Below are 23,414 nucleotides of genomic sequence, written 5' to 3' on the forward strand. Positions count from 1 at the left end.
ACAAAGGAGTCGTTGCCGGACGCGCCGGACCGGGGCGCGGTGGCCGGTTCCTGACGGCGGATGAGGCGGCGCCAGGGCGCGCGGGAACGCGGCACCGCCCCCACACACGCCCGTGGGGGCGGCGGTCGGAGGTGGCGGACCTGGATCCCGGCGACGGCCCCCACGCGTGTCCGTGGGGCGGCTCACGGCGGGGTACGACGGCCCCCGGCCGGTCGGACGGTCCGACCGGCCGGGGGCCGGGGTGACACGGAAAGCGGGCGGACTACTGGCCGCCGACCACGGTCACTTCACCGAGGCCGAGGGCCTTCACGGGCTCCTCGATCTGCGCCGCGTCCCCGACGAGGACGGTCACCAGACGGTCCACCGGGAAGGCGTTCACGACGGCCGCGGTGGCCTCCACGGTGCCGGTCGCGGCGAGCCGCTGGTAGAGCTGCGCCTGGAAGTCGTCCGGGAGCTCCTGCTCGACCTGGTCGGCGAGGGTGGCCGCGACGGCCGCGGCCGTCTCGTACTTGAGCGGGGCGACCCCGACGAGGTTCTGCACGGCGACATCCCGCTCGGGGTCCGTCAGGCCCTCCCGCGCGAGGGTGCGCAGGACCTTCCAGAGGTCGTCGAGCGCCGGGCCGGTGGAGCCCGTGTCGACGGAACCGGAGATGCCGAGCATCGCCGCGCCCGATCCGTCCGCCGTCGACCGCAGCACCTGCGCGAAGGCCCGCACCCCGTAGGTGTAGCCCTTCTCCTCACGCAGGACCCGGTCCAGCCGCGAGGTGAGGGTGCCGCCCAGGCAGTACGTGCCGAGGACCTGCGCGGGCCACACACGGTCGTGCCGGTCGGCGCCGACCCGGCCGATGAGGACCTGGGTCTGGACCGCTCCGGGACGGTCCACGATGAAGACCCGCCCGGTGTCGTCGGCGGACACCGGGGGCACGGGCCGGGGCTCGGCCTGACCGCCCGTCCAGGCGCCGAGGGTGTCCGTGAGGACCTCGTCCACGTCGACACCGGTGAAGTCCCCGACGATGACGGCCGTCGCGGTGGCGGGCCGCACATGCCGCTCGTAGAACGCGCGGACGGCCGCCGAGTCGATCGCCGAGACGGTCTCCTCGGTGCCCTGCCGCGGCCGGGACATCCGTACCTCGGCCGGGAAGAGCCGCTTGTACAGCTCCTTCGCCGCGCGGCGGGCCGGGTTGGCCGACTCGTGCGGGATCTCGTCCAGGCGGTTGCGGACCAGGCGCTCGACCTCGCTGTCCGCGAAGGCGGGCGCGCGCAGGGCGTCCGCGAGCAGCCCGAGGGCCTTCGGCAGCCGGGAGACGGGCACTTCGAGGGAGACCCGCACACAGGGATGGTCGGCGTGGGCGTCGAGGGTGGCGCCGCAGCGCTCCAGCTCCGCGGCGAACTCCTCCGCCGAGTGCTTGTCGGTGCCCTCGGAGAAGGCACGCGCCATGATGGTGGCGACACCGTCGAGTCCGGCCGGTTCGGCGTCCAGCGGGCTGTCGAGCAGGATCTCCACCGCGACGACCTGCTGACCGGGACGGTCGCAGCGCAGCACGGTCAGGCCGTTGCCGAGGGTCGCGCGGGTGGGCGCCGGGAAGGCCCACGGCTTGGCCTCGCCGGCCTGCGGCTGAGGATGGAAGTCCATGGTCACGGTGGGCTGGGTGGTCACTTGGCGGCCTCCTCGTCTGCGTGTCCGCCGGCCGCGGCGGCGGGTTCGGGGGTGTCGGCGGCCTCGTCCTGGTCGCCCTGGTCGGTGGGTTCGTACACGAGCACCGCGCGGTTGTCGGGGCGCAGCCGTGCCCCGGCGATCTCGCGGACCTCCTCGGCGGTGACGTCCAGCACGCGCTGGACGGCCGTCAGGGCGAGCTGCGGGTCGCCGAACAGCACCGCGTACCGGCACAGTTCGTCGGCGCGTCCCGCGACCGTCCCGAGCCGGTCCAGCCACTCGCGCTCCAGCTGTGCCTGGGCGCGCTCCATCTCCTCCGGGGTGGGCCCGTCCTGTGCGAAGCGGGCCAGCTCCTCGTCGACGGCGGACTCGATGTCCGGGACCTCGACACCCGCGGACGTCTTGACGTCCAGCCAGCCGAGCGAGGGGGCACCCGCGAGACGCAGCAGCCCGAATCCGGCGGCCACCGCGCTGCGGTCGCGGCGCACGAGGCGGTTGTACAGGCGTGAGGACTCGCCGCCGCCGAGGACGGTGAGCGCCAGGTCGGCGGCGTCGCACGCGCGCGTGCCGTCCTCCGGGAGCCGGTAGGCGGCCATCAGCGCGCGTGAGGGCACCTCCTCCTCGACGACCTCGCGCAGCTGCTCACCGATGGTGTCGGGCAGCGCGCCGTCCCGGGGGGCGGGCTTGCCGTCGTGACCCGGGATGGAGCCGAAGTACTTCTCGACCCAGGCCAGGGTCTCCTCCGGATTGATGTCCCCGACGACCGACAGCACCGCGTTGTTCGGCGCGTAGTAGGTGCGGAAGAAGGCGCGGGCGTCCTCCAGGGTCGCCGCGTCCAGGTCGGCCATCGAGCCGATGGGCGTGTGGTGGTACGGGTGGCCCTCCGGGTAGGAGAGGGCGGTGAGCTTCTCGAACGCGGTGCCGTAGGGCACGTTGTCGTAGCGCTGACGCCGTTCGTTCTTGACGACGTCACGCTGGTTGTCGAGGGACTCCAGGTCGAGCGCGGCGAGCAGTGAGCCCATCCGGTCGGCCTCCAGCCACAGCGCCAGCTCCAGCTGGTGCGCGGGCATGGTCTCGAAGTAGTTGGTCCGCTCGAAGCTGGTGGTGCCGTTGAGGGAGCCGCCGGCGCCCTGGACCAGTTCGAAGTGGCCGTTGCCGCCCACCTGCTTCGACCCCTGGAACATGAGGTGCTCGAAAAGGTGAGCCAGGCCGGTACGGCCCTTGACCTCGTGGCGTGAGCCGACGTCGTACCAGAGGCAGACAGCGGCGACCGGGGTCAGGTGGTCCTCGGAGAGCACCACCCGCAAGCCGTTGTCCAGGCGGTGCTCGGTCGCTGTCAGGCCGCCGGAGCCGGCCTGCGTGGCCGTGTGACCCATGGGCATGTACGTCCCTTCGATCGCGGAAACAGAAGAAGTTCCTGCCGGTTCTGCCACTGTATGCAAGCGTGCTGACACCTGGCGAAGTTCCCGGCCCGGCTACGCCGTGAGCGAGCGGCGCGGATCGTGCCGTCCCCGCCGCGCGCCGGCCGCGCGAGGCGGCGGAACACGTCGCCGGGGCCCGTCCGCGGGTCCGTCCGACGGCCGTCGCACACACCGTACGGACGGGTCGCGGTCCGCGTTGTCGGTGCGTCGGGCCACAATGGTCCGCGTCCGTTCCCGTTCGATGCCCTGGCACACACTGTGAAGGAGCCGCAGCAGCGATGGCCCGCCGCAGCACGAAAACCCCGCCGCCCGACGATTTCGAGGAGAAGATCCTCGACATCGACGTCGTCGACGAGATGCAGGGCTCCTTCCTTGAGTACGCGTACTCCGTGATCTACTCACGTGCCCTGCCGGACGCACGTGACGGTATGAAGCCGGTACAGCGCCGGATCGTCTATCAGATGAACGAGATGGGCCTGCGCCCCGACCGCGGCTATGTGAAGTGCGCCCGGGTCGTCGGCGAGGTCATGGGCAAGCTGCACCCGCACGGTGACGCGTCGATCTACGACGCGCTGGTGAGGATGGCGCAGCCGTTCTCGATGCGGGTGCCCCTGATCGACGGCCATGGCAACTTCGGTTCCCTGGGCAATGACGACCCTCCGGCCGCGATGCGGTACACGGAGTGCCGGATGGCCGACGCCGCCACGTTGATGACGGAGTCCATCGACGAGGACACCGTCGATTTCTCGCCGAACTACGACGGCCAGGAGCAGGAGCCGGTGGCTCTCCCGGCCGCCTATCCCAACCTCCTGGTGAACGGCTCGTCAGGGATCGCCGTCGGCATGGCGACGAACATGCCGCCGCACAACCTGGGCGAGGTCATCGCCGCGGCACGGCACCTCATCCGCTATCCGGGCGCCGACCTGGAGACGTTGATGAAGCACGTCCCGGGCCCCGATCTGCCGACGGGTGGCCGGATCGTCGGCCTCTCGGGGGTACGGGACGCCTACGAGACGGGGCGGGGCACGTTCAAGATCCGTGCGACCGTCTCCGTGGAGGCGGTGACGGCGCGCCGCAAGGGACTTGTGGTGACGGAGCTGCCGTTCTCGGTCGGTCCCGAGAAGGTGATCGCCAAGATCAAGGACCTGGTCGGGTCGAAGAAGCTCCAGGGCATCGCGGACGTCAAGGACCTCACGGACCGTGCGCACGGTCTGCGGCTGGTGATCGAGATCAAGAACGGCTTCGTCCCGGAGGCCGTCCTGGAGCAGCTCTACAAGCTGACGCCGATGGAGGAGTCCTTCGGTATCAACAACGTCGCCCTGGTGGACGGCCAGCCCCTGACCCTGGGTCTGAAGGAGCTGCTGGAGGTCTATCTGGACCACCGCTTCACCGTGGTGCGCCGCCGCAGCGAGTTCCGCCGCGCCAAGCGCCGCGACCGGCTGCATCTGGTGGAGGGTCTGCTGGTGGCCCTCGTCGACATCGACGAGGTCATCCGGGTGATCCGGTCCAGCGACAACTCGGCGCAGGCCAAGGAGCGGCTGATCGAGCGGTTCTCGCTGAGCGAGATCCAGACGCAGTACATCCTGGACACCCCGCTGCGCCGTCTGACCAAATTCGACCGGATCGAGCTGGAGTCCGAGCGCGACCGGCTGGACGCGGAGATCGCCGAGCTGACGCGCATCCTGGACTCGGACGCGGAGCTGCGCAAGCTGGTCTCCGGTGAGCTGGCGGCGGTGGCGAAGAAGTTCGGCACCGACCGGCGCACGGTCCTGCTGGAGTCCTCGGGCACCCCCGCGGCCACGGTGCCGCTCCAGGTCGCGGACGACCCGTGCCGTGTCCTGATGTCGTCCACGGGCCTGCTGGCGCGTACGGCCGACGGCGAGACGTCCTCGGAGGACGGCGGTCGCCGGGTGAAGCACGACGTGATCGTGTCCGCGGTGCCTGCCACCGCGCGCGGGGAGGTCGGCGCGGTCACCTCCACGGGGCGGCTGCTGCGGATCGCGGTGGTCGATCTGCCACAGCTTCCGGGCACCGCTTCGGCGCCCGTGCTGTCGGGCGGCGCGCCGATCGCCGAGTTCCTCACCCTGGAGGGCGACGAGACGGTCGTCTGTCTGACGACGCTCGACGAGGCGTCACCGGGTCTGGCGATCGGCACCGCCCAGGGTGTCGTGAAGCGTGTGGTGCCGGACTATCCGACGAACAAGGACGAGTTGGAGGTCATCGCCCTGCGTGACGGTGACCGGATCGTCGGGGCGGTGGAGCTGCGTACCGGCGAGGAGGATCTCGTCTTCATCACGGACGACGCGCAGTTGCTGCGCTTCCAGGCGTCCCAGGTGCGTCCCCAGGGCCGTCCCGCCGGAGGCATGGCGGGCATCAAGCTCACGGACGGCGCCAAGGTGATCTCGTTCACCGCGGTCGACCCCGCGGTCGACGCGGTGGTCTTCACGGTCGCCGGTTCACGCGGCACGCTGGACGACTCGGTGCAGACGACGGCGAAGCTGACGCCGTTCGACCAGTACCCGCGCAAGGGCCGTGCCACGGGCGGTGTGCGCTGCCAGCGGTTCCTGAAGGGCGAGGACTGTCTGAGTCTGGCCTGGGCGGGCGCGGCGCCCCCCCGCGCGGCGCAGAAGAACGGCACTCCGGTGGACATGCCGGAGCCGGACCCGAGACGGGACGGTTCCGGACTGCCCCTCGGCAGGACGGTCTCGGTGGTCGCGGGCCCGGTGTGACGGCGCCACGCGCGCGTGGCGCCTTCGGGTGCCCCGCGCGCGTGCGGACGGTTTCGGGGCGATGGTCCCGACGGTGACCGCGATGCGCGGGTGCCGCGCGTGCGGACGGTTCAGGGGCGGGCGGTGTCCGCGGTGTCCACCCCGCGGTGAGTCACCCGTCGCCGTACGGGTCGCCCAGTTCGGCGGGGTCGGCGGGGTCGTCCTGGCCGGACCCGTCCCCGTCGGGTTCCGGCTCGGGGACGTAGCGCAGCACTCCCCACATGACGTGCTCCTCGACGGCGCCTTCCGCGTCGCCGAGGGGACACAGGTCCAGCCGGGCGCGCAGTTCCCCGGTGTCGATGCCGGAGCCGATGAGGACGAGCTGGGTGAGCCGCCGCGCGTCGGACGGCCAGGGCTCGGGGGTGAAGCGCAGGAAGCGGCCCACCGCGTGGACGGCGTACCGGTTGCGCGGATCGGCGGCCCCGAAGTCGACATATCCCTTGATCCGGTACAGCCCGTCCGGCCTGCTGTCGAGGAAGTCCAGCAGCCGTCGCGGGTGCAGGGGCCGGTCGGCGGTGAAGGACACCGTCTCGTAGCCGGTGTGGGGATGCGCCGCCGGGTGTCCGTGACCCGGTGCGGCCTCCTCGCAGCCGTCACCGGCGAGCGCGGCGAGGTCGTCGAAGGTCAGCTGTCCGACGCGTTCACGGACCGCCTTGGGGTCGAACAGCAGCTCGGGGTCGACCCGCCCGTGGACGGAGGTCACCACGGCCGCGCCGTCGACGAGCCCCCGGACCGTGCCCAGCACCCTGCCCAGCGCCCCGTCGTCCACCCGGTCGGCCTTGTTCACGACCACGAGGTCGGCGATCCGCAGATGCCGGTCGAGCTCCGGATGGCGTTCGCGGGTGGCGTCGAACTCGACTGCGTCCACGACCTCGACGAGCCCTCCGTACACGATCCGCCGGTTGTCGCTGGCGAGGACCATCCGGACGAGTTCCTGCGGTTCGGCGAGGCCGCTGGCCTCGATGACGATGATGTCGATCCGGGCGGCGGGGCGGGTGAGCCGTTCCAGATAGGCGTCGAGTTCGCTGACGTCGACCGCGCAGCACAGACAGCCGTTCCCGAGGGACACCGTGGAGTCGCCGAGCCGGCCGGCCACCGCCATCGCGTCGATCTCGATGCTGCCGAAGTCGTTGACGATCGCTCCGATGCGGCTTCCCCCGCTGGTGTGGAGCAGATGGTTCAGGAGGGTGGTCTTGCCCGACCCGAGGAAGCCCGCGAGGACGACGACCGGGATCTGCTGCTGACTCAACGCGCGCTCTCTCCTGCTGCTCGGGCCACTGCTGCTCGGGCCACGCACGCTCGCACGCACGCGCTGGAGCCCTTCCGGCACGGCCGGGGCACCTGGGACCGGCCCGGCCCCAGGGCGGGACCCGGCCCGGTCCCAGGATACGAGGGCGCCCGGACACTCCCGGTCGCCCGTCGGCCTCCGAGCGGGCCAGGGCCACGTCCCGCGCGCGGGACGTCACCGACGGGGAGCGACCGCGCCCGGAAGTCCCCGTCGAGCACGTCAGGTTAGGCTCACCTCTGTGAGTACGTGCGCAACCGCTTCGCGGAGCTCCGACGAACCGCTGGCCGGCACCGCGGCCACGGCCCGGACCTGGCTGCTGCTCGAACAGCCCGGTCCCTGGGGCGCCAAGGCGCTGACGGCGAGCCATCTGGACCCGGCGGTGGGGCGTGCCCTGGAGTCGGCGGCGGAGGGCACCGGGGTGCGGATCGCGCTGATCCGCAGGCCGGGCAGGCACGCGGACCGTCACACGGACGGCACCCGCCGGGTGTACGCCGCGCACACCGTGCCGGGCGGGACCTGGCTGCGGGAGGCCGACATCGACGACCCGGCGCGGCTGCTCGGCCTGGACCTCGGGGCGCTCGGCGCGGGCGACGCCGACGGCTTCGACCGGGCGCTGGGCGGGCGGGCGCACACGGGCGCCCCCCTGGTCCTCGTCTGCACCAACGGCAAGCGGGACCGCTGCTGCGCCCTGCTGGGGCGCCCGCTCGCCCAGGAGCTCACCGACTCCGGTGAGCGCGGCGTCTGGGAGGTCACCCACCTCGGTGGGCACCGTTTCTCGCCGACGCTGCTGGTGCTGCCGTACGGCTACGCGTACGGCAGGGTCGAGGCCCCGCTCGTCAAGGAGATCCTGGAGGCCGTCACCGACGGCCGGATCGTGACGGAGGGCTGCCGGGGCGGCTCCGCGTGGGAGCGTCCGGGCCAGGCGGCGGAGCTGGCCGTCCGCAAGGCGGCCCAGGAGGCCGCAGCGGGCGTTCTGAGCGTCGAACGGACCGAGGGGGCCGCTCCCCGCTGGGAGGTCTCCGTTCGGCACGTGGACGGCCGTACGTGGCGTGTCACGGTCGCGCGGGGGGCGTCCCTGCCCGCCCGGCCGGAGAGCTGCGGGGCCGCCCTGGCGACCCCGGCGCGTATGGACGTCGTCGCGGTACGTGAGCTGGTCACCGCCGTGGAGGGCTGAACGGCGCGCCGCCGAAGGACCCAGCACAGCAAAGCCACGAGATCCGCACCACAGGGGCTTCGACTGGGACGCCCGCGCCCCGTACCGTTCGTACGCATGAGCCCGTCCCCCCCCGTCCGACGCCTGCGTCTCGGTCTGCCCCGCCGGGTCTTCTCGCAGGTGCTCCTGATGCAACTGGCGATCGCCGGCGGAGTCGTGGTGCTCGCCACCGGCCTGTTCCTCGCGCCCCTCAGCAACGAGCTGGACGACCAGGCCATGCAGCGCGCCCTGGCGATAGCGCAGACCACCGCGGCCCAGCCCCAGATAGCCGCGGACATGAAGACCTCGCTGCCCACGGTCGACGGTCCGGTGCAGGCGGTCGCGGAGCGCATACGGCACGCGAGCGGCGCCGAGTACATCGTGATCATGAACATGGACGGGGTCCGCTGGTCGCACACCGACACCCTCCAGATCGGCAAGGTCGTCTCCACGGACCCCAGCGTCCCGCTCGCGGGCCGGGAGATCATGCAGATCGACAACGGCACCCTGGGCCGCTCCGCGCGCGGGAAGGTGCCGCTGCGTGACGCGAGCGGCGACATCATCGGCGCGGTGTCAGTCGGCATCGAGTACGACAGCGTCCGGGCGCGGCTCTTCCACACGATCCCCAGCCTGCTCGCCTACGCGGGCGGGGCGCTGGCGGTCGGGGCGCTGGCGGCGTACCTGATCTCCCGGCGGGTGCAGAAGCAGACCAGGGACCTCGCCTTCTCGGACATCTCCGCGCTGCTCGCGGAGCGCGAGGCGATGCTGCACAGCATCCGCGAGGGTGTGGTGGCCCTGGACCGCGGCGGCCGCATCCGGCTGCTCAACGACGAGGCGCAGCGGCTGCTGGGCCTCGGCACGGAGGTCGTCGGCAAGTCGCTGGACTCGGCGCTGGGCCCGGGCCGCACCACCGATGTCCTCGCGGGCCGGGTGACGGGGACGGACCTGGTGACCGTGCGGGGGCAGCGGGTGCTGATCGCCAACCGGATGCCCACCGACGACGGCGGCGCCGTGGCCACGCTGCGTGACCGTACCGAGCTGGAGCAGCTCGGCCGCGAGCTGGACTCCACCCGTGGTCTCATCGACGCGCTGCGCGCGCAGGACCATGAGCACGCGAACCGTATGCACACCCTGCTCGGGCTGCTGGAGCTGGAGATGTTCGACGAGGCCGTCGAGTTCGTCGGGGAGGTCGCCGGGGCCCACCGGGTGACCGCCGAGCAGATCACGGAGAAGATCCACGACCCGCTGCTGGCGGCCCTGCTGGTCGGCAAGGCCACGGTCGCGGCCGAACGCGGTGTGACGCTCGCGGTGTCCCCGGACACCTCGCTGCCGGACCGGCTGATCGACCCGCGTGGGCTGGTCACCATCGTGGGGAACCTCGTCGACAACGCGCTGGACGCCTCGTCCGGATCGCCCCACGCGCGCGTGGAGGTCGTGCTGCGGGCGGAGGGCCGGGCCGCGGTGCTGCGGGTGCGGGACACCGGTCCCGGTGTCCCGCCCGAGCAGCGGGAGACGATCTTCATGGAGGGCTGGACCACCAAGAAGATCCCCGCGCGCGGCAAGCGCGGCATCGGTCTGGCGCTGGTGCGCCGGCTGGCCGAGCGGCAGGGCGGCGGCGCCGAGGTCGGCGAGGGCCCGGACGGCGGCGCGGAGTTCATCGTGCGGCTGCCGGAGGCCCTGTCGGAGGCACCACTGGCGAGCGCGGAGGAGGTGCGGTGATCGCGGTCCTGGTGGTGGACGACGACATCCGGGTGGCGGACGTCAACGCGGCGTACGTCGAGAAGATCGCCGGTTTCCGGGTGGCGGCGAAGGCGCACAACGCCGCCGAGGCGCTGCACTGCGTGGAGACCGACGAGGTCGATCTGGTGCTGCTCGACCACCATCTGCCCGACGAGACCGGGCTGGACGTGGTCCGCAGACTGCGGGAGCGCGGCCATGAGACCGACGTGATCATGGTGACGGCCGCCCGGGACGTGGGCACCGTGCAGGCGGCGATGCGGCTGGGCGCTCTCCAGTACCTGGTGAAGCCGTTCGCGTTCTCCGGGCTGCGGACCAAGCTGGAGGCGTACGCGGCCCTCCAGCGCACCCTCAGGGGCGGCGGCGAGGCCGAACAGGCGGAGGTGGACCGGATCTTCGGCGCGCTCACGGTGTCCGCCGAACCCGAACTCCCGAAAGGCCACTCCCCCACCACCGCGGAACTGGTGCGCAGGGTGCTGATGTCCGCCGAAGGACCGGTGTCCGCACAGGAACTCGCCGACAGCACCCAGTTGAGCCGGCAGACGGCCCAGCGCTACCTCAAACTGCTGGAGCGCGCCGGGCGGGTCCGGCTCAGTCTGCGGTACGGGGACACGGGCCGCCCCGAGCACCGGTACCGGTGGGCCACCCGGGGGTGAGCCCCCGCGCGGCGGGGGAAGTGGCGCGGGGGCTCACGTGGCGGGCCCGAGCGGTCGCGGCGCGCGGTGCGCGGCGGTCTCGTACGGGCCTTGCGGGCGGCGCACCTCGTACGGTGCGGCGCCGCGTCGGTGGCCGGGGTTCAGCCGTCGGTGGTGGCGGACCGGGCCCCGGTCGTGGTGCCGAAGTCGGCGGGCAGGGTACGGCCCGAGCGCCGGTTCACGGGCGCTTCACGGCGTTCCGCCTCGTCGACGGTCGTCCCCACATGACGCGGGGTGCGGGAGCCGTCGTCGCCGACACCTCCGCCGCTGACCGATGAGAGCCCCACGAGTGCGCCCAGCGCCATCATCCCCGCACCGGCGGCCGACGCCCATCTGGTGGTGTCCCGCATGCGCATCACGTCCTTGTGAGATGAAACGGCCTCAGAGCCCCGCCAGGGGCCTGGGGTTCTTCGGTCCGCCCCGGAGGACGGATGCGGTCTCGGAGGCCCGCAGCGGGGCGTACAGCGCGACTGTGGACACAAAGCCGGGCGGGGGCCGGGAACCGGAACGGGACGGGCGGCGGACCGGAGTACGGTCGACCGGCCGTCGGCCGCCCACGAGCGCCCGCCACGATGCGAGCCGCTCACGGGTTCACGCTCCCGTGACGGAAGAGCGGTCCGTCACCCCGGCGTCGGGGGCGGTGCCCCGTCGTCGGGTCGCGCTCAGGGTTCGGTGCCGGGCTCAGCGGTCCTCGACCACCGTGGCGTCCGGCCCCTCGGGGCACCTCCGCTTCCCGGCTCCGGGCAGCGTGCCGCGCGAGGACTCCCCGCCCGCGGTCCGTGACCCGGTGGCCCGGTTGGTTTCTGTGCTCATGGCCCGGCACGGTAAGTGCGATGTGCGTCGCAGTGCGATCCTTGTGCGCGCTGGCCCATCTTCTGATTGCAAACCCCTGTTGTGCTCATTTTGCGCGCGCTAGAACACGAAGCCTCACCATGGGCTTAACCAGAAAGGCCCGGTCGATGATTGACGTCCTGGTCGTGGACGACGATTTCCGAGTCGCAGAGATCAACGCCCGCTACGTGGCCAAAGTCCCGGGCTTTCGTGTGGTCGGTCGCGCCCACGACGCCGCCCAGGCGCTCGCCACCGTGGAACGCGAGCAGATAGACCTCGTCCTGCTCGACCACTACCTCCCGGACCGGACCGGGCTGTCGCTGGTGCAGCACATGCGTCAGCTCGGCCATCGCACCGACGTCATCATGATCACGGCGGCGAGCGATGTGACCACCATCCAGGACGCCATGCGGCTCGGCGCCCTGCACTACCTGGTGAAGCCCTTCACGTTCGACGCGCTGCGCAGCCGCCTGGAGGCGTACGCCGCCCTGCGCCGCACGGTCGACCGGGTGGGCGGCAGCGGGATGGCCGCACAGGAGCAGGTCGACCGGATCTTCGGCGCGCTGCGCACGACCACGACGACCCCGCCCCAGGGGCTGCCGAGCGGTCACTCGCTTCCCACCACCGATTTGATATGCGGCGTTCTGCACCGTGCCGCTCAGCCGTTGTCCGCACACGAGGTGGCCGCCCAGACCGGTTTGAGTCGCTCGACCGCCCAGCGTTACCTCCGTCATCTGGAGCAGGCGGGCCGGCTCCAGCTCACGTTGCGTTACGGCGACACCGGACGGCCCGAGCACCGCTACGCCTGGGTGTCGCCCCGCTGACGCCGCCCCCCCTCCGGCCCCGCGCCCCGGCCCGCGCGCGTCGGTCGTCCCGAGGGGCCGGTCGTCCAGGTCGTCCCGGAACACACGTCGCCCTCCCGTCCCGGACGGCGCAACCCGGGTGGGGAGGGCGACGAAGCATGTCCGCGGCGGCGGACGCGTGCGGCGGGCACGACCCCGACCGGGATCGGCCCGACCTGATTCGGCCCCATCCCGGACCGGCCGGAGCCGGTACGACCCGGACCGGACCGGACACGGCCGGATCAGGCGTCGATACGCGAACGGTCGAGGGTGGCCGCCGAGCTGGTGATGAACTCCTTGCGCGGGGCGACCTCGTTGCCCATCAGCAGGTCGAAGACCCGCTCGGAGGACTCCAGATCGGAGATGTTGATCCGGCGCAGGGTCCGGAACCGCGGGTCCATCGTGGTCTCGGCCAGCTGGTCGGCGTCCATCTCACCGAGCCCCTTGTAGCGCTGGATGGAGTCCTTGTAGCGGACGTTCTTGCGCTGGAACTCCAGCAGCGTGTCACGCAGCTCCCGGTCAGAGTAGGTGTACACGTACTTGTCCTGGCCCTTCTTGGGCTGGACGAGCTCGATCCGGTGCAGCGGCGGCACCGCCGCGAAGACGCGGCCCGCAGCGACCATCGGGCGCATGTAGCGCTGGAACAGCGTCAGCAGCAGACACCGGATGTGCGCGCCGTCCACATCGGCGTCGACCAGCAGGATGATCTTCCCGTACCGGGCCGCGTCCAGGTCGAAGGTACGCCCCGAACCCGCTCCTATGACCTGGATGATCGCCCCGCACTCGGCGTTCTTCAGCATGTCCGAGACGGACGACTTCTGAACGTTGAGGATCTTGCCCCGGATCGGCAGCAACGCCTGGAACTCGGAGTTGCGGGCCAGCTTCGCCGTACCCAGCGCCGAGTCACCCTCCACGATGAACAGCTCACTGCGCTCCACGTCGTCACTGCGGCAGTCCGCCAGCTTCGCCGGCAGCGACGACGACTCCAGCGCCGTCTTCCGACGCTGCGCCTCCTTGTGCTGACGAGCCGCGATCCGGGTCCGGGCAGCCGCGACCGCCTTGTCCATCACCGAGCGGGCCTGCGCCTTCGCGTCCCGCTTGGTGGACGTCAGGAACGCCTTCAGCTCCTTGGCGACGACCGCCGCGACGATGCGGTTGGCGGCCGACGTACCGAGGACCTCCTTGGTCTGCCCCTCGAACTGTGGCTCGGCCAGCCGTACGGTGACGACCGCGGTGAGGCCCTCCAGGGCGTCGTCCTTGACGATGTCGTCCTCGGCGACCCGGAGCAGCTTCTGGCCGCGGAGCACCTCGTTCATCGTCTTGGTGACGGAGCGTTCGAATCCGGTGACATGGGTGCCGCCCTTGGGGGTGGCGATGATGTTCACGAAGGACCTGAGCTTGGTCTCGTACCCCGTGCCCCAGCGCATGGCCACGTCCACGCCGAGTTCCCGGGTGACCTCGGTGGGTGTCATATGGCCGCGGTCGTCGAGGACCGGGACGGTCTCCTTGAAGCTGCCCGTGCCGGAGAAACGCAGGACGTCGCAGACCGCCTTGTCGGTGGCCAGGTACTCGCAGAACTCGCTGATACCGCCGTCGAAGCGGAAGGACTCCTCGCCCTTGCTGCCGCCCTCGCCCAGGCCGTACTCGTCGCGGACGACGATGGTCAGACCGGGCACCAGGAACGCGGTCTGCCGCGCGCGCTGGTGCAGGGTGTCCAGGGAGAGCTTGGCGTCCTTGAGGAAGATCTGGCGGTCCGCCCAGTAGCGCAGACGCGTGCCGGTACGGGCCTTGGGGACGCGCTTGGTCTTGCGCAGGCCGCTGTGGGGTTCGAAGGGCGACTCCGCCCCCGGCTTCGCGAAGGCCCCGGGAACGCCCCGGCGGAAGCTGATCGCGTGGGTGCTGCCACCGCGGTCCACCTCGACGTCCAGACGCGCCGAGAGCGCGTTCACGACGGAGGCGCCGACGCCGTGGAGGCCACCAGAGGCGGCGTACGAGCCGCCGCCGAACTTGCCACCGGCGTGCAGCTTGGTCAGGACGACCTCGACACCCGACAGCCCGGTCTTCGGCTCCACGTCCACGGGGATGCCGCGGCCGTTGTCACGGACCTCGACGGACCCGTCGTCGTGCAGCACGACATCGATGTGATCGCAGTAGCCGCCCAGGGCCTCGTCGACGGAATTGTCGATGATCTCCCAGAGGCAGTGCATCAGGCCACGGCTGTCGGTCGACCCGATGTACATACCGGGCCGCTTGCGAACCGCTTCGAGGCCCTCCAGGACGAGCAGGTGCCGCGCGGTGTAGTTGGAACCGTCCCGGTCTGCTCCGGTCAGCAGCGCAGTGGACGGCACGGACGTATCGGCGGTCACGCGGTTCGCTCCTCGCTGAATTTCAGATACGACCCTTTGGGGTAAGGGCCCGGCTTCGGTTGCCGCTCAGAGGGTACCGAGCCCTGGTAGAGCCGTTGTCACGCCACCCTCGCGCAGAACCAGCCTAGTCCAGAGTCGCATGCTTGTTCGATGCCTCGATGGAGTGAAGGGCATATCACGTTCCCTTCGAGGCATGAACCATTTAGGCTCCGGGCACGTCCTCTTGAACAACCGGCAAGCCAGCCGGGAGGACCGGACCCCATGCAAACCGCGCGAACCCGTAAGACACATAGACACGCAATACGGCACATTCGCCGCCAATGGGCAGCAGACAGCCACCTCGGGGAGAAATTTTCGAGGAGAAGCCGCGAGCGGGAACGTTTTCGGCCTGGTTGGATGTTGACCCTGGTACGACAGCTCGTCGAGCTAGAGAAGAGGCGACGTGACTACTGTTCTGACCCCCGCGAGCCCGCTGACGGCCGCTGACCGCTGCGACCGTTGCGGCGCCCAGGCTTACCTGCGCGTCGTCCTGTTGAGCGGCGGTGAACTGCTCTTCTGCGCCCACCACGGTCGCAAGTTCGAGCCGGAACTCAAGAAGATCGCCGCTGAGATACAGGACGAGACGGAGCGCCTGACCGCCGTCCCGGCCTCGGCCGAGGAGCAGCAAGAACGCTGACACCTCGCATCCACCGACGAGCCAGCACCGGCCCAGGCCGGCGAAATGGGCGGCACCCCGTACGCGGGGTGGCCGCCCGTTCACGTTCCCGCACCGCCCGACGCTCCCAGCGCCGGGCGGTCTCGACGCCCGGCGGTCTCGACGCCCGGCGCTATCTCAGCGCCGGGCGGTTTCCGGTGACTCGGGGGTGGTGCCACCGGGGAGGCGCGCTATGACAGGCCCTGCCCGGCCCCTGTCGCCTCGCTCAGCGGCTTCCGGGGCCGGTCCGGTCCCGGACACCTCGGGCTCGCCCAGCGCGGCGGAGAGGCGCGTGTAGACGCCCGGGCTACCGGCCCTGCCGCAGCCGCTCCCCCACGAGACGAGACCGATGAGCCGTCCTTCCGCGACGAGCGGGCCACCGCTGTCGCCCTGGCACGCGTCCCGTCCCCCTTCGCGCACCCCGGCGCAGAGCATGGAATCGGCCAGATACCGGCCTTCGGGTCCACCGGGGTACGCGTCCTGGCAGAGTTCGTCGGGCAGCACCTCGACCTGCCCGACCCGCAGGCTCCGCGCGTAGTCGCCCCGTCCGGTGGCGTCCCCCCAGCCGTAGACGGCCGCGGGGGTACCCGCCCGATACGCGGGGTCACCGGACTCCGCCATGGGGATCACATGGCTGTCGGGCAGCGGCTCCGCGAGGGTCAGCACGGCGAGGTCCCACGCGTTCGTCGTACGGTCGTGCTCCGGGCTGACCCAGATGTCACGTACCCGGACCTCCGTCCCGCCACCGGCCAGCAGATCGCCGCGGCCCGCGATCACCGCCAGATCACCGACCTCGCCGGGAGACGTGCCGAGCACCTCCGGCCCCACACAGTGCGCGGCGGTCAGCACCGTCGTGGGCCCCACCACGGCACCGCCGCAGAACTGTCCGGCACGGGTACCGCCGAACCGGTCACGGCTGGAGAGGGCCACCACCCAGGGACTGTGGACGATGTCGGCCGGTTGTCCGCCCACCACCAGACTGTCGGCGGCGGCGGGCCGCGGGTGGGCCAGGGGCAGCACGGTGGCGGCGGCCGTCAGGACCAGCACACCGGTCAGGGCGCGGGCATGGGGACGGGACATGCGCTCTCCTCACTCAGGGTCGCGATCTCCCACCCAGCGTCGATCAGCGGTACCGGACCCGCACCCGCGCATGCCGAAGGGCCCGGCTCCACGAAGGAGCCGGGCCCTTGGCCACGGTCACCGGCCGGCGTGCCGACCGATGGACGACCGCAGACCGTCCGTCCGGTCCGCACCGGTCGGCGGTGATCCTGGATGCCGTCCAGGTGGCCCCGGATCCGATCCCGCTGATCCCGCATCGGATCCGAGTGGCCCCGGATCCGATCCGAGTGGTCGCGATCTAGTCCAGGTAGTCGCGCAGTACCTGCGAACGCGACGGGTGGCGCAGCTTCGACATCGTCTTCGACTCGATCTGGCGGATGCGCTCACGGGTGACGCCGTACACCTTGCCGATCTCGTCGAGGGTCTTCGGCTGACCGTCGGTGAGACCGAACCGCATCGACACCACACCCGCCTCACGCTCGGAGAGGGTGTCGAGCACGGAGTGCAGCTGCTCCTGGAGCAGCGTGAAGCTGACGGCGTCGGCGGGCACGACGGCCTCGGAGTCCTCGATGAGGTCACCGAACTCGCTGTCACCGTCCTCACCGAGCGGCGTGTGCAGGGAGATGGGCTCACGGCCGTACTTCTGGACCTCGATGACCTTCTCGGGGGTCATGTCGAGTTCCTTGGCCAGCTCCTCCGGGGTGGGCTCGCGGCCCAGGTCCTGGAGCATCTGGCGCTGCACCCGCGCCAGCTTGTTGATGACCTCGACCATGTGCACCGGGATACGGATGGTGCGTGCCTGGTCGGCCATCGCGCGGGTGATCGCCTGACGGATCCACCAGGTGGCGTACGTGGAGAACTTGTAGCCCTTGGTGTAGTCGAACTTCTCCACCGCGCGGATCAGACCGAGGTTGCCCTCCTGGATCAGGTCCAGGAACAGCATGCCGCGGCCCGTGTACCGCTTGGCCAGGGAGACCACGAGACGGAGGTTGGCCTCCAGCAGGTGGTTCTTGGCGCGGCGGCCGTCCTCGGCGATGATCTCCAGCTCGCGCTTGAGCTTGGGCGCCAGCTTGTCGGCGTTGGCGAGCTTGTCCTCGGCGAAGAGACCGGCCTCGATGCGCTTGGCCAGCTCCACCTCCTGCTCGGCGTTGAGGAGGGGGACCTTGCCGATCTGCTTCAGGTAGTCCTTGACGGGGTCGGCGGTGGCACCGGCCGCGGCGACCTGCTGCGCGGGCGCGTCGTCCTCGTCGTCGTCGGACAGGACGAAGCCCTGGCTCCCGTCCTCCGCGGGCTCCTCACCGGGCTTGCCGGGGGTACCCGAGGTCTCCTCGGCCGACTCGTCGTCGACGATCTCGTCGGAGTCCTTCTTGCCGGTCGCCTTCTTGGCCGCGGTCTTCTTGACAGCGGTCTTCTTGGCGACCGCCTTCTTGGCCACCGTCTTCTTGGCGGCGGCCTTCTTGGCGGGCGCGCCCTCGGCGTCGGACGCGTCGCCCGACGCGGCGGTGGGGGCGGTCGCCGCCTTCTTGGTCGTGACCGTCTTGGCGGCCACGGTCCTGGTGGCGGTCCGCTTGGCCGGACTCTTCGCTGCGACGCTCTTTCGGGTGCGCTTCGGTTCCGCGGCACTGACCATCAGCGTCACACCCTCTTCCTCGAGGATCTGGTTGAGGCTGCGCAGTACGTTCTTCCACTGAGTGGCCGGAATCTGGTCAGCTTCGAAGGCCCGACGCACGTCATCGCCGGCGATCTGCCCCTCAGCCTTTCCCCGCTCGATGAGCGCCATGACAGAGACGGACTCGGCGATCTCCGGCGGGAGCGTACGGGATGTGCTGGCCGACACGAACAACCTCTCGGAACGTTGGAAAACGGCTTCCGGCCCCGTCCACAACGGACTGGGACCGACGACCGCCGACTAGGGATGGGCCGGCGGCGCGGGCGTGGTCCAGGAGATTCACAGCGCCATCGGCGGCTGCTGCATTCCCTCCTCGACTGTCACCTCTTAGGTCATCGCGCAGTTCCCAGGAGCGTTACGCCCAATCTGCGTGGCCCGAGTCACACCCCGTAAGCATACAAAAGCTTCTAGATACGGTCAGAAGTGGTCAGGTTTTGCGACTGTCTGCCCCACCTCGATCCGTCGCCGCCGCATTAGGTCATGTTCTTGACCTGGCGGGGCCGCCGAGCGGGGCAACCGGGCCCGATGACCGACCGACGGACCGCACGGTCGGCGGACACGGGGCCGGTCGGGTGTGCGACGGTCGGGACCGGCACACACCTGCCGGGTAGAAGGGATGCTTCCCCGTTCGATTCAAACCACGCATGGGACCACCCGGAGCAACCGCCCCGGGGCGGTTGGGGACACCTTCCCCGGGACCGGGAACCGGCTGCGGGCCGGGGGTCCGGCGGCGGACGGGAAAGCCTGGCGGAGGGGAACCGGCGGGGAGCGGGTGAGGGCCGGCGGGAGGCGTCGGTGGCGAGAAATGAGCTGCGGCAGAGCTGGGCGGGGCGGGTGCCGTTCGTGGGGCGGGTGCCGTCGCGGGATGGTTTCGGGTGCTGCGGCGGGGCGGTTCCATGGGCCGGCGGGGCGGGACCGGGCGGGGCGGGTATCGGGTGCCGTCGTGGGGCCGGGCGGGGCGGGTATCGGGTGCCGTCGTGGGGCCGGGCGGGGCGGGTGCCGTCGCAGGTGGGGCGGGGCCTCGGGGAGGACGGCGGAGCGGGAGTCGTCGCGTGTACGCCCCGGAAAGCGCGGCGGCCGGACCCGCCGCCGGGCCGGGTGCGGCCGCCGGGGAGGGTCCGGCCCGCATCAGATGCTGTGCCGGGGGTGTGCCACGTGTGCACACGGAGTTCGGATACGCGAGGCACGCGCACGCGTGGCCGTCGCGGGGGAACGCGAGAGGTACCAAGAGGCGCAGGAGACAGGGAACCGGGCGGGCGGGTGCCCGTACGCCTCGCCGGGGCGACCGCGGCGCCGCTCGTGCGCGGCGATACGGACGACACCTGGCGGAACGGTTCCCTGGGGCAGACACACGAGGGCCGTTCGCGGACGCGGTTCACGCGTGGGAACCGCCGACCGCGGGATGACCCGCGCGAAGGTGAGCGGAACGGTCCGCTCAGTGCTCCCGGGGGGCGGGAACCACCCGCTCCACCTCGGGGTGGACGGTCAGCAGCTGACGCATCGCGGCCTCGGCGGCGGCGGCGTCCCCCTGGGCGAGGGCTTCGGCGATCCGGGCGTGGTGCGCGAGCGAGTGCTCGTGCGGACGGTCACAGCCTGTGACAGGACCGCCGGAGACATGGAGCGCGGACGAGACGATCCCGGACAGGTGCTCCAGCATGCGGTTGCCCGCGAGCTGGATCAGCAGGGCGTGGAACTCGGCGTCCGCCCGGCCGAAGGTGATCGTGTCGGCCTGACCGAGGGCGTGGCCCATGATCTCGACCATGTCCGTCAGCCGCTGCTGCACGTCCTCACGTCCGTGCCCGGCGGCGAGACGGGCCGCGAGCGGCTCGATCGTCCACCGCAGCTCGCTGAGCTCACGGCGCTGGTCGTCCCGCTGGGGGCCGAAGGCCCGCCACTCGATGATGTCCGGGTCGAGGAGGTTCCAGTCGCTGACCGGCCGTACACGTGTGCCGACGTTGGGGCGGGCGCTGACGAGCCCTTTGGCCTCCAGCACCCGCAGGGACTCCCGTACGACGGTGCGGGAGACCTCGAAGCGCTGTCCGATCTCCTCGGGGACGAGCGGACGGTCGGCGCCCAGATCGCCGGAGACGATCATCTGGCCGAGCTGCTGGACGAGTTGGCCGTGCAGACCGCGGCCGCGGGTGCCCGCGGTACGGCGGCCGACGCGGCCGAGTTCCTGATCTGCGCCGTCCCAGACGGAGGCGCCGGCTCGTTCGGCGGCGGGTGCCTGCGGGTACGGGTAGCGGTCGAGTTCGCCCGGTCCGGCGATGCCGGACTCTGTGGAACGGGCGTTGGTCATCATGGTGTGCGCAAGGGTACTCACGGAACCTTTGTCGGCCTTGCTCTCAGGCGCCTTGAGGTCTTTGGTGAAAAGCACACGAAAGGGTGATCGCTCACCTCTTCGCAATTGACGCCTTATCGGAAAGAAGTGAGCGCCACCCAGGAAGTTGTGTCCGGCGGCCGACCAAGGGGGCAACTTCGGTCGTCAACGCGCCCTGCTGCGTACGGTCATGAGCAGATACGCGCACAGCAGGGCCGTCAGTGACAACGTCAACGCACTCCCGACCGGTTGAACGATCATCCGCAGACCCGCCGCGAGATATCGCTCGGTCCCGAACGGCCACATGGTGAGGTCACGCAATCGGGCCGGGAGACCCATCGCGGTGCGCACCGTCGGCCCCGCCAGCGCCTGCTGCACCGCGGGACCGACAAGCACCGGGACCGCGACGACGGCCGCCAGCCCCGCGGCGGTCGACTTGAAGATCCCGGCCGCGAGAACCCCTGCCCAGGCGCATCCGATCACCAATGCGCCCCAACTCACTACAAGAGTGGGCCAGTGCGGGGGAACTACGCCAACTTCCTGTCCGTACACGAGGTGGAGCGCCAGAGCGTCGCAGCCCACGGTGAGCAGTGCGAGGAGCAGCGCGGTCGCCGCCGCGACGGCGAGTTTGGCGCCGAGCAGCCCGAGCCGTCGGGGGACGTTCCCGCGGTCCACGGCGAGGGCGGGGTGTCGGAACTCGTCGCCGAAGGCCAGCGCGCCGAGCAGTCCCGCCCCCAGGGCGGCGGGCGGCAGCGGCAGTTGTACGGGCCAGGCCGCCAGCAGTCTGGCGTGGGAGGTGTGACCGTTCCGGGCCAGGAAGAGGGCGAGGACCACCGAGGTGACGAACACCGCCGCGCCGGTGCGGTAGCCGGCGCCGATCCCGGCGGCACGACGCAGCTCGTACCGCAGCGGCCGAAGGGGAACGCGTACGGAGCGCACGGTGATGGCGGGTGGCAGCAGCGAGAGATCCGCGCCGCCATCGGGGTACGGGGCGGGGGGGCGGAGGACAGAGGGGCCCGTGGCTGTGGGACGGGGGGCTGTGGGACCCGTGGCCGTGGGCCGACTCCGGGGTCGTTCGGGGGGCGCGGTGCGGTGGGAGGCAGCTGCCGGGAGAGCGGCGTCCGGTTCGTCGGCGGGGAGCGCGGCGGTGGCCTGCGGCTGTTCCTGACCCTCGGGGTGGGTCGGCTCGGGGCGAGCGGGCTGGGCGTAGGTGGGCTCTGGATGGGTGGACTCTGGGTGAGCGGGCTCGGGGTAGGTGGACTCTGGGCAGGCGAGTTCGGCGGGGCCGGGACCTGGGCTTTCAGAATCGGTGGGGACGGGGTTGGGGTCCGTGCGGTCAAGGTCGTCGCGGGCCGGGAGGTTGCCGTCGGGGCCGGGGTCGGGGTCCGTACGGTAAAGGCCTTCGTGGTCGGGGAGGTTGCGGTCGAGGGCGTGGTCGTTGACGTCCAGGCGGTCATGGTCAGGAAGGTGGCGTTCGGGGCCTGGATCGGTGACTGCAAGTCCGTTGGGCTCGAAGGTGGTGTGGTCAGGCCCGGTGGGGTCGGGGGCGGCGGGTACGGAGGCGGCGGCCTCAAGTTCGGTGACCGGCGGTTCGACGGTGTCGGATACGGCGCCTTCGAGCCCGATGCCTTCGGGGGCGGCATGGACCGGTACGTGCGGCACGCCCGGGCCGCCGTCGCTGATGGCCGCGCCGACGGAGTGGGGTGAGCGAGTGTCGACGGCGGAGTCGGTGGCGATGGCCCGGTCGGCGGCGGGGTCGGGGGCGATGGATGTGGCGGTGGCCGGGTCGGCGGCGGGGTCGGCGGCGATGGATGTGGCGGTGGCCGGGTCGGCGGCGGGGTCGGCGGCGATGAAGGTGACGGTGGCCCGTTCGGTGGCCGGGTGGGTGTCCGTAGCGCCTCCCGGTCCCATGTCCCCCGTCTCGTCGGCGAGCTGATGGACGAGGATGCCGTGCCGGTACGCGGCGTCACCGACGTCCGCGCAACTGCTTCCGTACACCGAGAGCCGGTTGCCGCCCTCCTGCACCACCTCGACCGAACGTCTCGCGGAGCGCGCCTCCTGAGTGATCAGCAGTCCGAGACGGGCGGCGTGCGGGCTGCGTACGGCGACCCTCGGCCGCAGTCGTGTCCTGGCGAAATCTGTCGCTTCCTGATCGGCGACGACACGCCCCTCCCCCAGCGTCACGACACGGTCCGCGTTCCGGGCCGCCTCCTTGGCGTCGTCCGTCGTGAACAGCACGGTGCCGCCCAGCGATGTGTGGGCGCGCAGGACGCCATGCAGCCAGGACCGGTCGCGCGCGGAAAGGCCGTGCGTGGGCGCGTCCAGCACCAGCGTGTGCGGGTCCGCGAGCAGGGCGCAGGCGACCGCGAGACGGCGGTCCAGGGCGCGGGAGAGGATGCCCAACGGCTCGTCACGCTGGCCGACCAGCCCCACGGTCTCCAACACGTCGTCGGCACGCTGGATCGTCACCCCGGCGGCCGCGCACAGCATCCTCAAGTGCCCTCGCACCGTACGTGCGGGGTGTCCCGGTACCTCACCGAGGACGACGCCGACCTCGCGGGCGGGATGGGCGATACGGTGCAGGGGGCGGCCCCGGAAATGGGCGACGCCCCGCCCCCGCTGGAGTTCGAGCATCAGACGCAGGGTCGTCGACTTCCCCGAACCGGGAACGCCGAGCAGTGCCGTGATCCGGCCCGTCGGAGCCTCGAACGACACGTCGTCGACGGCCGGCGGAGACTCCTTGCGCGGTGTGCTGGTCAGTCCGATGGCCTGGATCATCGCTTCTCTCACGGGAGGGGCGACCGTCTCGGCGGCGGGGGCCGTCAGCCGAGCGAGGCCGTCCGCCGGGCGGGGACGGACGACCCCGTGGATACCCCAG

The 23,414-nt window shown here is 71.4% G+C and carries 16 protein-coding genes; 6 read left to right on the top strand and 10 right to left on the bottom strand.

Features of this window, described 5'->3' with window-relative positions; translation table 11 throughout:
• Positions 1-262: 262 nt before the first annotated feature.
• Together OG711_RS10350 and OG711_RS10355 are read right to left on the bottom strand one after the other, a co-directional pair.
• Positions 263-1,633 carry a M16 family metallopeptidase gene (locus tag OG711_RS10350; protein ID WP_073790385.1) on the bottom strand — a complete coding sequence of 457 codons (1,371 nt, stop codon included), beginning with the start codon at positions 1,631-1,633 and terminating at the stop codon, positions 263-265.
• Between the two features lie 20 nt (positions 1,634-1,653).
• Positions 1,654-3,030, bottom strand: coding sequence for a M16 family metallopeptidase (locus OG711_RS10355; protein ID WP_245876846.1), 1,377 nt, complete (start codon positions 3,028-3,030; stop codon positions 1,654-1,656).
• 323 nt (positions 3,031-3,353) lie between these two features.
• Between OG711_RS10355 and OG711_RS10360 the strand changes: the two genes are divergently transcribed.
• A complete protein-coding gene (locus OG711_RS10360) occupies positions 3,354-5,804 on the top strand; it encodes a DNA gyrase/topoisomerase IV subunit A (RefSeq protein ID WP_329559123.1) in 2,451 nt (816 codons plus the stop codon).
• 151 nt (positions 5,805-5,955) lie between these two features.
• Here OG711_RS10360 and OG711_RS10365 read toward each other — a convergent pair whose 3' ends face one another.
• Positions 5,956-7,092, bottom strand: coding sequence for a CobW family GTP-binding protein (locus OG711_RS10365; protein ID WP_329559124.1), 1,137 nt, complete (start codon positions 7,090-7,092; stop codon positions 5,956-5,958).
• Positions 7,093-7,369: 277 nt separating this feature from the next.
• On the opposite strand from OG711_RS10365, the gene OG711_RS10370 reads away from it, so the two are divergent.
• The 3 genes from OG711_RS10370 to OG711_RS10380 all read left to right on the top strand — a co-directional run bounded on the left by OG711_RS10370 (position 7,370) and on the right by OG711_RS10380 (position 10,716).
• A complete protein-coding gene (locus OG711_RS10370) occupies positions 7,370-8,305 on the top strand; it encodes a sucrase ferredoxin (protein ID WP_329559125.1) in 936 nt (311 codons plus the stop codon).
• A gap of 96 nt (positions 8,306-8,401) precedes the next feature.
• A complete protein-coding gene (locus OG711_RS10375) occupies positions 8,402-10,042 on the top strand; it encodes a sensor histidine kinase (protein WP_073789422.1) in 1,641 nt (546 codons plus the stop codon).
• Entirely contained in the window at positions 10,039-10,716 is a 678-nt protein-coding gene (locus OG711_RS10380) for a response regulator (protein ID WP_073789420.1), read from the top strand. The genes OG711_RS10375 and OG711_RS10380 overlap by 4 nt, the downstream gene beginning before the upstream one ends.
• A gap of 140 nt (positions 10,717-10,856) precedes the next feature.
• Here the strand turns inward: OG711_RS10380 and OG711_RS10385 are convergent, their stop codons facing one another.
• Entirely contained in the window at positions 10,857-11,105 is a 249-nt protein-coding gene (locus OG711_RS10385) for a hypothetical protein (protein WP_073789417.1), read from the bottom strand.
• A gap of 331 nt (positions 11,106-11,436) precedes the next feature.
• Complete coding sequence (locus OG711_RS10390) at positions 11,437-11,568, bottom strand: hypothetical protein (RefSeq protein ID WP_266507550.1); 132 nt, start codon at positions 11,566-11,568, stop codon at positions 11,437-11,439.
• Between the two features lie 146 nt (positions 11,569-11,714).
• Between OG711_RS10390 and OG711_RS10395 the strand changes: the two genes are divergently transcribed.
• Complete coding sequence (locus OG711_RS10395) at positions 11,715-12,410, top strand: response regulator (RefSeq protein WP_073790383.1); 696 nt, start codon at positions 11,715-11,717, stop codon at positions 12,408-12,410.
• A 260-nt stretch (positions 12,411-12,670) separates the two neighbouring features.
• On the opposite strand, the gene OG711_RS10400 is transcribed toward OG711_RS10395, so the two are convergent.
• A complete protein-coding gene (locus tag OG711_RS10400) occupies positions 12,671-14,794 on the bottom strand; it encodes a DNA gyrase/topoisomerase IV subunit B (RefSeq protein WP_073789414.1) in 2,124 nt (707 codons plus the stop codon).
• A gap of 442 nt (positions 14,795-15,236) precedes the next feature.
• Between OG711_RS10400 and OG711_RS10405 the strand changes: the two genes are divergently transcribed.
• The gene (locus OG711_RS10405) at positions 15,237-15,470 is read left to right on the top strand and encodes a DUF7455 domain-containing protein (RefSeq protein ID WP_073789412.1); all 234 of its coding nucleotides are present in this window, start codon (positions 15,237-15,239) and stop codon (positions 15,468-15,470) included.
• A gap of 156 nt (positions 15,471-15,626) precedes the next feature.
• Here the strand turns inward: OG711_RS10405 and OG711_RS10410 are convergent, their stop codons facing one another.
• From OG711_RS10410 to OG711_RS10425, 4 genes are all read right to left on the bottom strand, one after another.
• Positions 15,627-16,568, bottom strand: a complete 942-nt coding sequence (locus tag OG711_RS10410; protein ID WP_329559126.1) for a S1 family peptidase — start codon at positions 16,566-16,568, stop codon at positions 15,627-15,629.
• A 277-nt stretch (positions 16,569-16,845) separates the two neighbouring features.
• Positions 16,846-18,384, bottom strand: coding sequence for an RNA polymerase sigma factor (locus OG711_RS10415; RefSeq protein WP_073790381.1), 1,539 nt, complete (start codon positions 18,382-18,384; stop codon positions 16,846-16,848).
• A 1,267-nt stretch (positions 18,385-19,651) separates the two neighbouring features.
• Positions 19,652-20,539 (bottom strand): FadR/GntR family transcriptional regulator, encoded by an 888-nt coding sequence (locus OG711_RS10420; protein ID WP_073790379.1) that lies wholly within the window; start codon positions 20,537-20,539, stop codon positions 19,652-19,654.
• Between the two features lie 162 nt (positions 20,540-20,701).
• Complete coding sequence (locus tag OG711_RS10425) at positions 20,702-23,314, bottom strand: ATP-binding cassette domain-containing protein (protein ID WP_329559127.1); 2,613 nt, start codon at positions 23,312-23,314, stop codon at positions 20,702-20,704.
• Positions 23,315-23,414: the final 100 nt, after the last annotated feature.

The organism is Streptomyces uncialis (genome assembly GCF_036250755.1).
GTDB lineage: Bacteria > Actinomycetota > Actinomycetes > Streptomycetales > Streptomycetaceae > Streptomyces > Streptomyces uncialis.

What these genes read in the sequence shown, in the direction of transcription:
- OG711_RS10350 (WP_073790385.1), bottom strand. Translation starts at nt 1,633, where the DNA reads ATGGACTTCCATCCTCAGCCGCAGGCCGGCGAGGCCAAGCCGTGGGCC.
- OG711_RS10355 (WP_245876846.1), bottom strand. Translation starts at nt 3,030, where the DNA reads ATGGGTCACACGGCCACGCAGGCCGGCTCCGGCGGCCTGACAGCGACC.
- OG711_RS10360 (WP_329559123.1), top strand. Translation starts at nt 3,354, where the DNA reads ATGGCCCGCCGCAGCACGAAAACCCCGCCGCCCGACGATTTCGAGGAG.
- OG711_RS10375 (WP_073789422.1), top strand. Translation starts at nt 8,402, where the DNA reads ATGAGCCCGTCCCCCCCCGTCCGACGCCTGCGTCTCGGTCTGCCCCGC.
- OG711_RS10385 (WP_073789417.1), bottom strand. Translation starts at nt 11,105, where the DNA reads ATGCGGGACACCACCAGATGGGCGTCGGCCGCCGGTGCGGGGATGATG.
- OG711_RS10390 (WP_266507550.1), bottom strand. Translation starts at nt 11,568, where the DNA reads ATGAGCACAGAAACCAACCGGGCCACCGGGTCACGGACCGCGGGCGGG.
- OG711_RS10395 (WP_073790383.1), top strand. Translation starts at nt 11,715, where the DNA reads ATGATTGACGTCCTGGTCGTGGACGACGATTTCCGAGTCGCAGAGATC.
- OG711_RS10410 (WP_329559126.1), bottom strand. Translation starts at nt 16,568, where the DNA reads ATGTCCCGTCCCCATGCCCGCGCCCTGACCGGTGTGCTGGTCCTGACG.
- OG711_RS10425 (WP_329559127.1), bottom strand. Translation starts at nt 23,314, where the DNA reads ATGATCCAGGCCATCGGACTGACCAGCACACCGCGCAAGGAGTCTCCG.